This window comes from Nitrosospira sp. Nsp13, from assembly GCF_900101945.1.
In the GTDB taxonomy this organism is placed as follows: Bacteria; Pseudomonadota; Gammaproteobacteria; order Burkholderiales; family Nitrosomonadaceae; genus Nitrosospira; species Nitrosospira multiformis_D.
Genome location: NZ_FMVD01000003.1, coordinates 13087 through 27990, shown reverse-complemented (window position 1 = coordinate 27990; position 14904 = coordinate 13087). Strand labels below are relative to the sequence as shown.

Here is a 14904-nt window from a genome sequence, read left to right as displayed (position 1 = left end):
GCCGGTCAGGTCGCCATGGCTACATCGCTCAGTCTGACGGCTTCCTCGATCTCAACCGCAACCACGCGCGAGACGCCCTGTTCCTGCATGGTGACACCTATCAATTGTTGCGCCATCTCCATCGTGATTTTATTGTGGCTGATGAACACAAACTGGGTGTGACGCGACATTCTCTTCACGAGATTACAGAAACGTTCAGTATTGCTGTCGTCGAGCGGCGCATCCACCTCATCCAGCAAACAGAATGGAGCCGGATTCAACTGGAACAGTGAGAACACGAGCGCCAGCGCGGTCAGGGCTTTTTCACCGCCAGACAGCAAATGAATGGAGCTGTTCTTCTTGCCCGGCGGCTGCGCAAAGATCTGTACACCCGAGTCAAGAATCTCCTCGCCCTTCAATATCAGCTTCGCCTGTCCGCCGCCGAATATGGTGGGGAACAATTCATTCAAGTGACCATTCACCTTGTCGACAGTCTCCAGCAGGCGTTCACGGGTTTCACGGTCAATCCGTCGAATTGCATTCTCCAGAGTTTCCACTGCTTCTTTTAGATCCTGAGATTGCGAATCGAGATAGGTTTTACGTGCCTGGGCGGATTGCAATTCCTCCAGCGCGCCGAGATTAACCGCGCCCAAGGCAGTTATCTCGATATTGAGGCGGTTTATCTCGGCCTGCAAGGAGGAAGGCCGCGTTTTCCCGAGCACCCGTATCAATTCCTCCTCGTCCGCCCCCGCCTCTTTTAACTGCGCGCTAAACTGATTTTCGGTAATCCTTGCCTCCTGTTCCTTGAGGCGAGCGTTGTTAATGGATTCCCGCAACGGGTGCAACTTTTGCTCGGAAGTCATGCGTTCCTGCTCTATTCCGCGCAAATCACCGGACGCGCTTTCGAGGGCATTGCGAACCGCCGCCAGCTTCCGTTCCCGTTGTTCTCGCAATGATAGCCATTCCTGAAGGTGATCATTCAGCGGACTTTCATCAAAACCGCTTTGATCATTCAGTAATTTTTCCAGATTGTCTCTGAGTTCAACGGCATTCTCGTTAATAAGTTGGACAGAATTCTCCACCTCGGCGATTTTATTCTGACAGGTTTTTTCATGAAACGCAGCTTCCTGCACCTCCTTCACCGTATTCTGCGCGAGCTGACGCTGAGCGTGCAGAAACTGTTCTGCCGCTTCACTCGCCAGCTTTTCCTTTTGCTCCTGTTCCCGCAAAACTCCAATCTGGACTCGATATTCCGCCAGTTTTGTTTCAGCATCCTGCATCCGGGCGGTTTCCGCGACCGCCTGTTGACCAATTTCCGCCAACTCTGTATCGATCTGACTCCGGCGCTGGTTGGCGCGCTCAGCCAACTGGGTGAGCTTCAATGCTTGCATTTGCGCATTATGGTGCTCTTGCTGGAGTTGCCCGGCGTCATAACGTAAACGCGATACGGAGGATTCCAGTTCGCGGCAATCTTCTTGCGCCGCCTCCAGGGCAGAGCCTTCGACCGAGAGGCGGGCGCTCAGCGCGTCCGTTTCGATTTTAATCTGGGCCATCTCCCGTTGCCGCGCCAGCACCCCATGCAATTGTGAATCCGGCGCATAATAAGTAAGGCTGTGACGCGTAAAAATATGGCCCTCACGTGTAACCAGCATTTCACCAGGAGAAAGTTTCGCTCGTTGCAAAAGACCGTCCCGCACCCCTTCTATCACAAATATCCCGCTCAACCATTCATCCAGCACAGGCTTTATTCCCGCGTTGTCGCAAGTCAGGTAGCGATGTAACGGCATCCAGCCTTCCCTGCCCTCCGCCATATCATTTGCTTGCTCGCCCTGTACCGGCAATCTTGCGCATTCAAACAACGCCCATTTTCCGGGAGGCGAATCACCTACCCAGTCATGCGCCGCTTCCAATTGTTCCAGCCGCGCACTGTTAAGACGCTCCCGCAGTACCGCTTCAAGCGCGTCTTCCCACCCTTTCTCGATCTGGACGCTTTGCCATAAACGCGGCGCCGCATCCAGTTGATGCTTGACAAGCCATGCATTTAACCCCTGGCTGCCTTCGAGCCGATGCTGTAGGCGCTGCAAGGCATTGAACCGGGCTTCCGTCTGGGTAATCTGTTGCTCCAGCACCTGCGCTTTCCGCGCCAATTCACGTTGGGCCTCATTCGCGGCCAGCAACAGACTCTCGGTTTGCGCAAGCACTTCTTGTTTCTGTTTCAGGCCGGTTGCGGTGTCTTCCGTCTCCCTGTGCAAATGGGATAACTCTTCAACATTTGGCTGGAGCAGGGTATCTCGCTCCGACATTAGTTTTGTGCGGCGCATTTCAAGCTGCTGAAAGGTTTTTTCGGCATGAACACGATGGCTTTCTTCCAATTGCCCAGCCTGCTCAACCAAGAGCAGGTTGCGCTGAGTTTCAGCCAGTTTTTCCTGGCACAAGCGGAAAGCGGAATCCGCCTGCGGCAGTTTCTCATTTTCCGTCTCGGCTTTTTGTTTACCGGCCTCGCGAGCCAAGTGCGCGCGTTCAAGCTCCCCATGCCAGTGATTCAAGCTGTCACCCGCATCCTCCACCTGTTTTTCATGGTGCTCAAGCTGACCCCTGACCATGGTGATTTGTTGTTCCATACGCTGATGATTTTCGCGCAGGTGCCGTATCTGCTGTTCGATACGCGCGACTTCCGCGTTGGCGGCGTAAAGCTCGCCCTGGGCCTCATGCAGGCTGTCACCGATGGCATAATGTTGAGCGCGCTTAGCTTCCAGGCGCTTTTCCGCTTCACGCAGGTTCGCGGTTTCGAATTCGAGAGCTGTTTGCAGAGACTGGGATTCTTTTTCCGCGGCAGTACGCTGCATGGCAGCTTCCTGTTTGCGGGCTTGCCACAAAAGGTTCTGCGCCGTGTGTAGCCGGGCTGTCATATCTTTGAACTGACAGGCAATCCCGGCCTGCTCTTCCAGATGCAGCAACTGTTTTTGCAGCTCCTGGCAAATATCGCTCATCCGCAAAAGGTTTTCACGCGTATCTGCCAGACGCGACTCCGTTTCGCGGCGACGCTCGCGGTATTTTGATATCCCTGCCGCCTCCTCAAGAAATATACGCAACTCCTCGGGCTTTGCCTCAATAATACGAGAGATCATGCCCTGCTCGATTATGGCGTAACCACGGCCGCCTATGCCGGTGCCGAGAAAGATATCGGCAATGTCGCGGCGGCGTACATGAATATTATTGATGTGGTAAGTCGATTCGCCATCCCGCTGTAGCACCCGCTTGATGCAAATCTCCGCATAGCTCGACCACTGCCCCGCCGCTTTACCAAGATGATTGTCAAACATCAGCTCCACGCTTGCGCGTCCCACTGGTTTACGATTGGCGGAACCGTTGAAAATAACATCCTGCATGGATTCGCCGCGTAACGCGGATGCCCGCGATTCGCCCAGAACCCAGCGCACCGCGTCGATTACATTGGATTTTCCGCACCCATTGGGGCCCACAACCCCGACCAGATCACCGGGAACAGGAATTTCTGTGGGATCAACAAAGGACTTGAAACCTGCGAGTTTGATATGAGAGAGACGCAATTTATCGTTCGCAAACAGTTATAATTGTGCAGCCCAACGTAAAATCTTAACGTCGTTCCTGAAAGATCTACCTGGGCGCAGACCATTCTAACCGATTTGACCGAGATAAGAGAATGCCCAGTCGTCCCACAAAAGAACTGGAAATCTTCCCCAACCCCGCACCGGCGCGAGATTACCATATTCATATGGAAATTCCGGAGTTTACCTGCCTCTGTCCAAAGACCGGGCAACCGGATTTCGCCACCCTGATCCTCGACTACATTCCGGACAAAAAGTGCATCGAGCTTAAGAGCCTTAAGCTTTATATCTGGTCTTATCGTAACGAGGGCGCGTTCCATGAAGCTGTTACAAACCGCATTGTCGATGACCTGACCGCCATATTGAAACCAAGATATCTGCGTCTCACCGCCAAATTTTTTGTACGTGGCGGCATCTTCACCAATATCATCGTGGAACACCGCAAATCGGGATGGAAACCTTTACCGGCAGTAGAGCTGAGTAAGTTCGAGGGACAGTCTACAACGCGCGGATAAATTTGCCACGGGGTAACGATGGAGAGTCCGCATTTATTTTGTCATATGCATTATCGGAAAACTTACCTTAGCTCCGCCAATTCTTGAAATCAGCCTACGCCACATTCAACGTTACAAATCTTACAGGATGGTCATGCCACTAGCCGGAAGCCCGCAAATACAACATTCCATAGCGTTCCTGGTTGTCAGCCTGGCGCTGGCAACTGCAAATGTTACAGCATATGGAGCGAATCCCGCTGAACGGCCACTTTCTCAATCTATCCCGGCGGGGGCATACGAAAAATCCGAAGATACTCCCGTCGAAGAAAGCAAAATTGACGTACTCCCCGAAGAAACGAACGAATCAGACGAATTAGACGATTCCGCCGTCATAATACCCGCACCTCCAGGCGATTTATGGGAGCGTATACGCAGCGGTTTCGCCATGGCTGAAATGGATAGCGATGAGGTGCGCAATGGGGAGGATTTCTACGTCAATAATCCCAAATACGTAAAACGCATTATTGAACGCAGTAAACGCTACCTGTTTCATATTGTTGAGGAGGTGGAGCGCCGCCGAATGCCCGCCGAGATCGCTTTGCTGCCTATTATTGAAAGCGCTTTCAATCCCAAGGCTTACTCTCGTAGCCATGCCTCTGGCATTTGGCAATTTATTCCATCCACTGGCAAGAACTACGGCTTAAAACAGAACTGGTGGCATGATGACAGGCGGGATATTGTCGCAGCCACGCGCGCCGCGCTGGATTATTTACAGAACCTCTATAGCATGTTTGGCGATTGGGAACTTGCGCTGGCTTCATACAACTGGGGCGAGGGCGCAGTGGGGCGCTCACTCATGAAAAACCGCGACAATGGGCTGCCGATGGATTTCCGGAATATCAAATTGCCACCCGAAACCCAGAGCTATGTGCCTCGATTGATCGCCATAAAAAACATCATCTCCAATCCGGCAATCTTTGGTATCGAGCTTGAGTCTGTGCCTAACCAGCCTTATTTCGAGGAAGTCCCGGCAACTCGCCATATGGATGTAAAACTTGCGGCAAACCTTGCGGATATTTCCGTGGACGAGTTTAACGCGCTTAATCCCGCCCACAACCGCCCCGTCATAAATGTCGATGGATCGCGCATCCTGCTGCTGCCGGTAGATAAAGTAGACATTTTTACCGAGAATCTGAGGAATCATGACAAACCCCTGGTGTCGTGGCAAGCCTACCAGGCAAAAAAAGGAGAAACCGCCGAGAAAATCTCAGTACGGTACGGCATTAGTGTACAGCGGCTGAAAGAAATCAATGACATAAACGGACACAGCAGGATAATGCCGGGGCAGACGTTGCTGGTACCGTTTAACGGTCGCGCTGATGGTGCGGATATTTCAATCATGAACAACAAACCTGTTGCACCAAGAATCTTCGAACGCGATTTCGTCTATACCGTCAAAAAAGGTGATGCGCTATTCGGTATCGCCCAGCGTTACGGCGTTACTGTGGCACAAATAAAGGCATGGAATGACGGTACCGAACGGCTCCTGATCGGCCAGAAACTCGTGCTCAAGCATACCCCGTTTGACAGAACACCCCTTCGCTCGTCAGAGAAAAGCGCCCTCCCCGCAAAAAAGAGTATGTGACGTTGCTGCCAGCCGCCTACCGGACTTGAAGACCGAAGCGAGAAAGTGACTGGATAAAGACGGATTCCGACGATTTCGAAGGCCAACAGCTAATTCTATCGGCCAAAAAAAGCGACGAAATACAGGCTGGTCCGATGCTCCTTCCCAAACGTCAATGACTTATCCTGAAGTTCCTTAGACGCTTCCACTATGAATCCCGTCAGGATGATTGACTCGCCCAGACATTTTCCTACGACTGCGCATGGCATACATGCTCGCGAGGCCAAGGCCGAGAAGCGCTAGGGTCGCTGGTTCCGGAACGGTGCCCACTTCCTCGGGAATAGTACTGGGAGGATCAACGGGATCAGGACCACCAGGACCAGGGCCGGGGCCGGGGCCGGGGCCAGGACCAGGGCCAGGGCCAGGGCCAGGACCGGGGCCAGGACCAGGACCGGGGCCAGGACCAGGGCCGGGGCCAGGACCAGGACCAGGACCAGGGCCGGGGCCAGGACCAGGGCCGGGGCCAGGACCAGGACCAGGGCCGGGGCCAGGACCAGGGCCGGGGCCAGGACCAGGACCAGGGCCGGGGCCGGGGCCAGGACCAGGACCATTGCTCCCAGCGGCGAGGGTACGGCCACCTCCTCTGCTACCAGCGCCAGCTAGACCCCCCCCTCCGGGACAAAGGCCATCGTCCCGTAAGCCGGTCTTTTGCGACTGCCCATGATGCCGTTGCAGGCAATCGCCTCTCGGACCACGCGGCGCCGGGGAGGAGTTGTGGGTCTGATCCGATTGGGCCTGCTGGCCAGCGGCCTCCGGGCTTCCTCCATCTGGCCCCCAGTCCATCGAACCAAGGCCCAGGGTGGCAAAGAAACCAATAATTGTATTTTCATCCTCGCTTGATCCGATATCTTCATCGTTTGCGGCGATCTTGCCCAAGGGGAGATCGAAAATCGTGAAACCGGCAGCGGGCGAACTCAGCAACGGCGCTGCAAAGGCTGAGTAGAGGCCATAAAGCAAACTGAGCCCGCTAAAATTATCTAGCAGATTATTCTTGTTAGCATTCTCACTCCATACGGAAGGATTCACAGGAAATAATACGTTATCAGCTTCCGGGTGGCTCGTACTGTACTTCGCGGAATAAATATCTTCATTCGCAGCACTCGCCCCATTGACTTGCAATATTGGAATAGCGTGAGCGCTCGCTGAAAATAAAACGATCAACAATGCTGCTGCCTGAAATAAAAATTTTGCTGTGTCCATGATATGAAGATTCCGATGCCAGAGCTATTACGCTGAAACTCAGCGTTGAGCATGTTTGCATCGTAGCAATTCTGGCTAAAGGCACAATTGGACATTAGTACACCTCGCAGCCAACCGGACTTGAAGAATTCAGGCGAATGAGCAATCGGGTGAGGAAGGACTTTGAGGATTTTGAAGCCAGTGGCAGTTCCATTGGCCCAGGCAAGCGGTTGGTCCGGAATATCTTTTTGGGGCAATTTCCTTTAAATCCGGCAGCTAATGTACAGCCGACTTGGAAAATAATTGCAAAACGACCACCCCGGCAATGATAAGCGCCAGTCCAATGATAGCCGGGGTATCAAGTGATTGTCCAAAAACCAGCCAGGCGATGAGCGCGATAAGTACGATACCGGCGCCGGACCAGATAGCGTAGGCAACTCCCACCGGAATAGTGCGCAAGGTCAACGACAGAAAGAAAAAGGCAATAGCATAACCTGCCACCACTAAAAGCGAGGGCCATAACTGTGTGAAACCATTGCTCGCCTTCAAGGCAGAGGTCGCCACAACTTCGCTGACGATAGCGATAGAGAGAAAAAGCCACTGCTTCATTGCTGTGCTCCTTCACAGATGGACACCCGCCAAAATCCACAAACTCAATATCACTCCCCTGTCAAATAGAGACAGAGACTCGCGATAGATAGGGATTACATTAATTGATGACATCAGTTTCTGTAATTTAGCAGAAATTCGCAAGCAGGTTTCCCCTTCTCTCAGCAACATGCTGAGATGGCTGTTCACCTGGAGAAAGCTTTTTCACCTGGTCGCATATCTCCATTGAACAGAGTAAAAGCATCCTGCGATTAGTAATAAAGAACATCATTGACTTTAGCGAAATGAGAGTATCAGTCGGCCCGAATAAAAGGCCGGCAGTCTCAATCATCGATAATAACAATGCTTTGTGTGGCAACGTACCGACCCCAATCCCATCTTTTCATTAAACTTTCTCGGTTACCAATTCATTCAAACTAAAAAAAACCGTTTCTCAGATCATTTAACAAGAGGTGAAAAATGCCAAGAAAGAAAATGCTCACACTCTCCTGGTTATTCAGGCTGTACGGCAAAAAGATGGCGGATGCTTCATGGTTCTTACCAATCATTGCGGCCATTTTATTTCATCCGTCCGTTGGCAGCGCCGCAATACCCGATGATTCCTATATTGCGGGTTACGCCGCAGGAGCTCTCAAACGTGATTTCAAGCTCGATCTCTCCTCCCTGGTGGTACGAAATGGCGTTATTACAGTGCCGGTAGGTGATTTAACGCCAGAAGACCGAACACGAATTTTGCAGATATTATCGGAAATCCCCGGAGTTACCGGGGTAATAGCGCTGGAGGGCGCCGCCAAAGAGGTCATAGCGCCCAACCCTGTTCAAACCGAGCAAGCAGCGGATAAAAAGCTGGAAAGCGCCCATCAGCAGGTTATAGCCGATCCTGCAGCGCCAGGCATACGGAGCGCTCCGGAAAGTTCATCCGAAACAAATACAACCGTTTTTGCGACGGGCTTTCTACCCACTGGGCACCTGTTTAAACCATTACTGGCTGATCCGCGATGGGCTCACTTCTCAGCCGCCTACCGCAATTATATCGGGGATAATATTGACGGAAACAACAATGGAGCGGTCAGTTTCGGTGAAACGATACCATTTTATCGGGCCAATCTGGGGAAGTCCATTGTGCAATGGGAGACAGGTCTGCAGGCCGGTGTCTTCAGCGACTTCAATCTGGATGCACGCTCATCCGACCTCATCAACACAGATTTTATTGCATCGGTTTACGCAAGTGTTCGCGCACGTCAATTTTCCGCATTTGGCCGTATCTTCCATCAAAGCTCGCATCTTGGCGATGAGTTCCTGCTGCGTACCACCGTGGAGCGCATAAATCTCAGCTATGAGGGGGCTGATCTCAAGCTTTCGTACGAACTCCCGTATGGATTGCGGGTATACGGTGGTGGGGGCGGTATTTTTCACAAACAGCCATCGACAATCAAGCCCTGGTTAATACACTATGGCGTTGAGTTCAGAAGCCCCTGGCGTATTGAGTTCGCAGCAATGCGACCGATTCTGGCGGTGGATATGAAAAACTGGGAACAAAACAATTGGAACCTCGACGTATCCGCCCGAGCCGGCGTGCAATTCGATAATTTTCAAGCATTCGGTCGCAAGCTTCAATTCCTGGTGGAGTATTTTCACGGCAATTCTCCAACCGGCCAGTTTTATAGGGAAAGGGTCGAATATCTCGGTATCGGAGCGCACTACCATTTTTGAATTCAATTTGTATAGATGAATGGATGACGAGTGTTCTTTCCTGTCTCAGGGGATTGGAAAGGAACGCGAATAAAGCGGCAGGCGTTATACTAGAAAATTAAAGGTTTCAATCTCTAGTGCATGCCCAATATCATTATTCGCAATTATCCGCCGCATACCTTCGATACGCTTGTCCGAAGTGGCTTACATCCAGTACTGGCTCGCGTCTACGCTGCGCGTGGCATCGAAGAGCCGAATCAACTCGACATGGAATTGTCGCGACTGATTCCATTTGAGCGTCTGAAGAACGTTTCCACCATGGCGGTGCGCCTGGCCGACGCAATCCCTGCGCGGAAGCGCCTGCTGATTATTGCCGATTATGACTCGGATGGCGCCACCGCTTGTGCTGTTGGCATACGTGCACTGAGAAAATTTGGCGCGATAGTGGATTATCTTGTTCCCAATCGTTTCGAATATGGTTATGGCCTCACGCCGGAAATCGTACGGCTTGCCGCCGCTACCACGAATCGTCCGGACATCCTCATAACGGTGGATAATGGCATCGCGAGCGTGGAAGGGGTGGCGGAAGCCAATCGTCTCGGCATGCAAGTATTTGTGACCGACCATCATCTGCCTGGGGATGAACTGCCAGACGCCGCCGTTATTGTAAATCCCAATCAACGCGGCTGTGATTTTCCCAGTAAGCATCTTGCCGGAGTGGGCGTGATATTTTACCTGATGCTGGCGCTGCGGGCGGTGCTGCGCGCTAGAGGAATATTTACACCTCCCCAAAAAGAACCTAATCTGGCCAGCCTGCTTGACCTGGTTGCATTGGGCACCGTGGCCGATGTAGCGAAGCTTGATGACAACAATCGTATCCTGGTGCAGCAAGGCTTGCAGCGCATCCGCAGAGGACATGGCTGCGCGGGTATCAACGCACTGCTGCAAGTCGCGCGGCGGGATTTCCGGCGAACCTCCACCTACGAACTGGGTTTCATGCTTGGGCCGAGATTGAATGCCGCGGGACGACTGGACGATATGGCACTGGGCATTGAGTGCCTCATCACCGAGGACGAATCTCGCGCCTCGCAAATTGCCTTGCAACTCGACGCGCTTAATCATCAACGCCGGGAAATCGAAGCGGACATGCAGGACAGCGCACTGGTTATGCTGGAAAACGCGCTTTCCACGCAGCCTATGCATAATGCGACGCAAAACGCCACTGGCAAGACTCTGAATACCCATAGCTTGAGCCTATTCAATCCGGGTTGGCACCAGGGCGTGATCGGCATACTCGCATCGCGCATAAAGGACAAATTTCATCGCCCCGTTATTGCATTTGCACCTGGCGGCGACGGCGAAATAAAAGGCTCGGGGAGATCCATTACAGGGTTCCATCTGCGGGACTCATTGGATCTGGTTTCCAAGCGTTACCCAGGCCTGCTGCTCAAGTTTGGAGGCCACGCGGCGGCGGCGGGGCTGACGGTACGCGCCAGCGATTTCGAAAAATTTCGTGATGCTTTCGAGCAAATCGCGCAGACATTGCTTACCCCGGCCGACCTCACGCTGGTTATCGAAACCGATGGGAGTCTGGATGAGTCCGAGTTGAGTCCGGAACTGGCACGGCGTCTTACGGAACAGGTGTGGGGGCAGGGCTTCACCCAGCCCGCGTTCAATGCCCGCTTCCGGGTGGAAACGCAGCGAATAGTCGGAGAGAAGCATCTGAAGTTAAAATTGAGGAAACAGGAAACACAGCCCGGAGAGCGTGAATCGAACAAATCAGGCCGTCTCTATGACGCTATGCTGTTCTTTCACACGACTCCGCTTCCGGAAACGATAGATGCGGTTTATCGGTTGGAAATGAATGAGTTCAACGGCGGCTCCACCCTGCAATTCATTCTGGATTACTGGTTTCCACCCGGTTTAAGCACTGGCGCCTGATTATCGGTTCCTGAAAGTCAAGAACCTTGACGTGCTCATTTTGCCATCTGCCTCTCGTCCCTTGATCAGCCTGTTGAACCGGATGAACAGGGGCGCCACTTTTCCTGCAACAGTCAACCAGCCATACCGGACGCCGGCCCGATCACTGACACATAAACTTCTTTTCAATGGGGAGCGATGGCGTTTATCATTCGCTGCCCATCGATAACAGACAATAGTATCCGCAGATGCCACTCAAGCTGACGATTCCTACACCCAGATCAACAATTCGCTATCCCCATTTCGACGGCTCTTGCGATGCGCTCGCGCTCGCACAGCTGGCACAGCAGGCAAAACCGATAGCGATTATTACGGCTAGCGCGCTTGCCGCGCAAAGATTACTGGAAGAGATACCTTTTTTTTCACCCGAACTGAAAACTCATCTGCTGCCGGATTGGGAGACACTGCCATACGACACCTTCTCACCCCACCACGACCTGATTTCCGAGCGGCTCTCCACGCTTTATCAGCTCATGAGCGGCGCTTGCGATATATTGATCGTACCCGTCACCACCGCGCTATATCGCATGCCGCCGCGAGAATATCTTGCTGCGCACACTTTTTTTCTTAAGCGGGGAGAAACGCTCAATCTAAGCGCGCTGCGCAGCCAGATGACTCTGGCGGGTTACACTCATGTCACCCAAGTGCTATCGCCAGGAGAATACAGCTTGCGTGGCGGTCTGATTGATCTGTTCCCGATGGGCAGTCCGCTGCCTTACCGCATTGATTTACTGGACGATGAAATCGAAACCATCCGCACGTTCGACGTGGATACGCAAAGAAGCGTCTATCCCGTCACCGAAATACGGTTATTGCCGGCCCGTGAATTCCCTTTTGACGAAGAGGGCCGTGCTTGTTTTCGAAGCAATTTCCGCGAAAAATTCGAAGGCGATCCGTCACGGAGCCGCATTTACAAGGATGTAAGCAAAGGTGTCGCACCCGCGGGGATCGAGTATTACTTGCCGCTATTTTTCGCCCATACTGCGACGCTGTTCGACTACTTGCCACAAACGATGCCGCTATGCCTCCACCATGATATCTACCCGGCAGTCGAGAGTTTTTGGCATGACACGCAATCGCGCTATCAGTTGCTACGCGGCGACCATGACCGGCCGCTTCTACCACCGGGAGAATTGTTTGTCACGACGGATGCTTTTTTTGGCGCGCTAAAGCCTTATCCTCGTGTTGAAATTCCATCCGAAACTCAAGGCACGGATCTCAATGCCCAGAATTTGACCCGTTTGCTGCCGCCCCTGCAAATCGACCGCCGCGCTGACAATCCTGCGGAGAGGCTTGCCGGGTTCATTCCGGAATTCACCGCCAGCTTCCAGTCGCCGGCGGGGCGAACATTGCTGCTGGCGGAAAGCCTTGGTAGACGGGAGTTGATCCTGGATCACCTGAAGCAATATGGGCTATCCCCTGATATTTGCGATGGTTACGCACAATTTCTGGCAAGCACCCAATCCTTCATGCTCAGCGTTGCGCCGTTGCATAACGGGTTCATACTATCCGCTGAGGGCATGGCCTTCATTACCGAAAGTGAACTCTACGCAAGACATCTGCATGGCCGCCGTGAACGTGATTCGCGTAAAGCTACAGCGGTGGGTGATGCAATGCTGCGCGATCTCTCCGAGATCAAATCCGGTGATCCGGTAGTACATGAACAGCATGGCATTGGCCGTTACCTAGGGCTGATAAGCATGGATCTGGGAGAAGGCGCAACCGAGTTTTTATCGCTGGAATACGAGGGAGGAGACAAACTTTACGTACCGGTCTCGCAACTGCATCTTATCGGGCGATATAGCGGGGCGGCGCCCGAAGCCGCACCGCTGCATAAACTCGGCAGCGGCCAATGGGACAAAGCCAAGCGCAAAGCGATGCAGCAGGTGCGCGATACCGCTGCGGAACTGCTCAATCTGTATGCTCAGCGGACCGCTCGTCTGGGCCATGCGTTTGGTTTCAGGCAACATGATTATGAAGCCTTTGTCGAGGGCTTCGGCTTCGAGGAAACACCCGATCAGGCAGCTGCGATTGAGGCAGTGATCGAGGATCTGACTTCAGGTAAGCCAATGGACCGACTGATCTGTGGTGACGTAGGTTTTGGCAAAACCGAAGTGGCGTTGCGCGCCGCGTTCGTCGCTGTTGCCGATGGCAAACAGGTCGCGGTACTGGTGCCTACCACGTTACTGGCCGAGCAACACTTCCAGAATTTTTCCGATCGCTTCAGTCTGATTGCGGAGGAGTGGCCAATAAAAATTGCGGAGCTGTCACGTTTCCGTTCGGTCAAGGAGCAAACCCAGGCATTGAATGGACTGGCCAGCGGACAAATAGAAATTGTCATTGGCACCCATAAACTGATTCAAAAAGGGGTGAAATTCAAGAATCTGGGTCTGGTCATCATTGACGAGGAGCATCGCTTTGGCGTGCGTCAAAAGGAGCAACTGAAGAATCTACGCGCTGAAGTCGATGTACTGACACTTACCGCGACACCCATTCCCCGTACGCTTGCGATGTCGCTGGAGGGCCTGCGCGACTTTTCCGTGATCGCCACCGCACCGCAGCGGCGGCTTGCAATCAAAACTTTTGTCAGCCGCCTTTCCGAGGGGGTCATCCGCGAGGCGTGCCTGCGAGAACTAAAACGTGGCGGACAAATATATTTTCTGCACAACGAAATAGGCACCATCCAGCTGATATATGACAAGCTTGTCCGATTGTTGCCGGAAGCACGCATACAGATCGCCCATGGACAAATGCGCGAACGCGAGTTGGAACACGTGATGAAGGATTTCTATCAGCAGCGTTTTAATCTGTTGCTTTGCACCACCATCATCGAGACCGGCATTGACATCCCCACGGCCAACACCATCATCATCAATCGCGCGGACAGATTCGGCCTTGCCCAATTGCATCAGTTGCGCGGGCGAGTGGGGCGCTCACATCATCAGGCCTATGCCTACCTTCTAGTACCGGAGGAAGAGGCGCTGGGCACACAAGCCAGAAAGCGTCTTGAAGCCATTCAAACAATGGAAGAGTTGGGAGCAGGTTTTTACCTCGCCATGCACGACCTGGAAATCCGGGGTGCCGGGGAAGTGCTGGGTGAATCCCAAAGCGGCGAAATGCAGGAAATTGGCTTCAGTCTCTATACCACCATGCTGGATGCCGCCGTTCGATCATTGAAAGAGGGTAAAGAACCCGATATCCAGCATCCCCTGGGAGTCGCGACCGAGATTAACCTGCATGTACCCGCCTTGTTGCCGGAGGACTATTGCAGCGACGTGCATGAGCGCCTGATACTGTACAAACGTCTGGCCAATTGCACAAGCGATGAGCAACTGGATGACATGCAAAGTGAATTGATCGATCGCTTCGGCCTTTTGCCGGATCCTGTCAGAGCATTGCTGGACTGCCATCGCCTGCGCGCCGCCGCCAAGCCATTGGGAATCACCCGGGTAGAAGCTGGCATTGAGTATATCCAGGTACAATTTATCCCCGATCCACCGGTGGATGTCGCTAAAATCATCGCACTTATTCAACGCAGCCGCGAATATGAACTTTCAGGCCCCGATCGCTTGAAAATAAAGGTAAAGATTACGGGGGTGGTGGAACGGGTAAAACGAATAAAGAACTTGATCACAGAGTTAAGTAAATGAAAGTCCCGTAAAATCAAATATGCTTAAAATCCGTATTGCATTCCCGTACG

Annotated in this window: 8 protein-coding genes; 5 read left to right on the top strand and 3 right to left on the bottom strand. The window is 52.9% G+C overall.

The window, feature by feature from the left end:
* Positions 1–5: 5 nt before the first annotated feature.
* Positions 6–3548, bottom strand: coding sequence for a chromosome segregation protein SMC (smc, locus tag BLO43_RS04985; protein ID WP_090906121.1), 3543 nt, complete (start codon positions 3546–3548; stop codon positions 6–8).
* Between the two features lie 113 nt (positions 3549–3661).
* On the opposite strand from smc, the gene queF reads away from it, so the two are divergent.
* Both queF and BLO43_RS04975 read left to right on the top strand, forming a co-directional pair.
* On the top strand, positions 3662–4081 hold the full coding sequence (queF, locus tag BLO43_RS04980) for a preQ(1) synthase (RefSeq protein WP_090906120.1): 420 nt from the start codon (positions 3662–3664) through the stop codon (positions 4079–4081).
* A 133-nt stretch (positions 4082–4214) separates the two neighbouring features.
* Positions 4215–5705 (top strand): transglycosylase SLT domain-containing protein, encoded by a 1491-nt coding sequence (locus BLO43_RS04975; protein ID WP_254773338.1) that lies wholly within the window; start codon positions 4215–4217, stop codon positions 5703–5705.
* A gap of 174 nt (positions 5706–5879) precedes the next feature.
* Here the strand turns inward: BLO43_RS04975 and BLO43_RS17025 are convergent, their stop codons facing one another.
* Positions 5880–6944 carry a PEP-CTERM sorting domain-containing protein gene (locus tag BLO43_RS17025; protein ID WP_090906118.1) on the bottom strand — a complete coding sequence of 355 codons (1065 nt, stop codon included), beginning with the start codon at positions 6942–6944 and terminating at the stop codon, positions 5880–5882.
* A gap of 255 nt (positions 6945–7199) precedes the next feature.
* Positions 7200–7532, bottom strand: a complete 333-nt coding sequence (locus tag BLO43_RS04965; protein ID WP_090906117.1) for a DMT family transporter — start codon at positions 7530–7532, stop codon at positions 7200–7202.
* Positions 7533–7991: 459 nt separating this feature from the next.
* Here BLO43_RS04965 and BLO43_RS04960 point away from each other — a divergent pair, with 459 nt between their 5' ends.
* From BLO43_RS04960 to mfd, 3 genes are all read left to right on the top strand, one after another.
* On the top strand, positions 7992–9245 hold the full coding sequence (locus BLO43_RS04960; RefSeq protein ID WP_090906116.1) for a DUF1207 domain-containing protein: 1254 nt from the start codon (positions 7992–7994) through the stop codon (positions 9243–9245).
* A gap of 120 nt (positions 9246–9365) precedes the next feature.
* A complete protein-coding gene (gene recJ, locus BLO43_RS04955; protein WP_090906115.1) occupies positions 9366–11165 on the top strand; it encodes a single-stranded-DNA-specific exonuclease RecJ in 1800 nt (599 codons plus the stop codon).
* Between the two features lie 227 nt (positions 11166–11392).
* On the top strand, positions 11393–14854 hold the full coding sequence (gene mfd / locus BLO43_RS04950; RefSeq protein WP_090906114.1) for a transcription-repair coupling factor: 3462 nt from the start codon (positions 11393–11395) through the stop codon (positions 14852–14854).
* Positions 14855–14904 lie beyond the last annotated feature (50 nt).

What these genes read in the sequence shown, in the direction of transcription:
- queF (WP_090906120.1), top strand. Translation starts at nt 3,662, where the DNA reads ATGCCCAGTCGTCCCACAAAAGAACTGGAAATCTTCCCCAACCCCGCA.
- mfd (WP_090906114.1), top strand. Translation starts at nt 11,393, where the DNA reads ATGCCACTCAAGCTGACGATTCCTACACCCAGATCAACAATTCGCTAT.
- BLO43_RS04975 (WP_254773338.1), top strand. Translation starts at nt 4,215, where the DNA reads ATGCCACTAGCCGGAAGCCCGCAAATACAACATTCCATAGCGTTCCTG.
- recJ (WP_090906115.1), top strand. Translation starts at nt 9,366, where the DNA reads ATGCCCAATATCATTATTCGCAATTATCCGCCGCATACCTTCGATACG.
- BLO43_RS04960 (WP_090906116.1), top strand. Translation starts at nt 7,992, where the DNA reads ATGCCAAGAAAGAAAATGCTCACACTCTCCTGGTTATTCAGGCTGTAC.
- BLO43_RS17025 (WP_090906118.1), bottom strand. Translation starts at nt 6,944, where the DNA reads ATGGACACAGCAAAATTTTTATTTCAGGCAGCAGCATTGTTGATCGTT.
- BLO43_RS04965 (WP_090906117.1), bottom strand. Translation starts at nt 7,532, where the DNA reads ATGAAGCAGTGGCTTTTTCTCTCTATCGCTATCGTCAGCGAAGTTGTG.